General features: G+C 63.1%; 2 protein-coding genes. One reads left to right on the forward strand and one right to left on the reverse strand.

The features are described 5' to 3' along the window. Positions 1-25: 25 nt before the first annotated feature. Positions 26-394 carry a YrdB family protein gene (locus ACXJ7R_RS34555; protein WP_457155708.1) on the reverse strand — a complete coding sequence of 123 codons (369 nt, stop codon included), beginning with the start codon at positions 392-394 and terminating at the stop codon, positions 26-28. 200 nt (positions 395-594) lie between these two features. Here ACXJ7R_RS34555 and ACXJ7R_RS34560 point away from each other — a divergent pair. Continuing rightward, positions 595-897, forward strand: a 303-nt coding sequence (locus ACXJ7R_RS34560; protein WP_457155709.1) for an FAD-dependent oxidoreductase, incomplete at its 3' end; no start/stop codon positions are given.

Genomic DNA, 897 nt, shown 5'->3' on the forward strand with positions numbered 1-897 from the left:
ATATAGGCCCCTGTATCGGCCCGAACTATTGCTTCAGCAGCCATCCTAGGCGATCGAGCGAGAACGCGTAGCTGATGACGATGAGCAGGGCGAGGATGATGCCCGTGGTCGTGTAGCCGGCCACGTAGAATCCGACGGCACCACCGAACAGGATCGTCAGTTCAAGCACCAGACGCACCGCACCCGGTACCGGCACAGGGGCGCGGCCCGACCGGCTGGGATCGTCGAGCACGGCGAAGGTCCCCCACAAGGCAGCGGCAATGAGGGGCAAGGCCAGGGCCAGGAGCCAGCGCCACAATCCATCGGAGAGACCCCAGCCCGACAAGCCGAAGCCGAGCAAGGCGGCAAGCTCCAGCAGGAAGCGCAACGTCAAATTCCACCAGGCGTTGCCCATGATCGTCCTCCAGAGTGTCGCGACGGCAATGTGACTGAAGGCAACCATGGCCACCAGATCGCGTGCGTCATTTTCGGCGCGGCGCAAAACGGCAAGCGCCGTCGCAAACAGCGCAAGGGTGGAAGCTGCGTTTCGCTAGTGATACACCTCGCGCGCCGGGGTCGATAGAATGCCCTGCCGCCATTTGCGAGGCTGGAACGTTGAAGAAATATTCGGTATTCGCCATCGCCCGGGAGGCCATGCGCGGCCACAAGGGCTGGGAGGAACAGTGGTCCTCGCCTGAGCCGAAGAAGGAATACGACGTCATCATCGTCGGCGCCGGCGGTCATGGCCTGGCCACCGCCTATTACCTCGCCACGGTGCACGGCATCACCAATGTCGCGGTGCTGGAAAAGGGCTGGCTCGGCGGCGGCAACACCGGCCGCAACACCACCATCATCCGCTCGAACTATCTCTATGACGAGAGCGCCGGCATCTACGACCATGCGCTGAAGCTGTGGGAC

The organism is Mesorhizobium sp. P5_C1, from assembly GCF_054049815.1.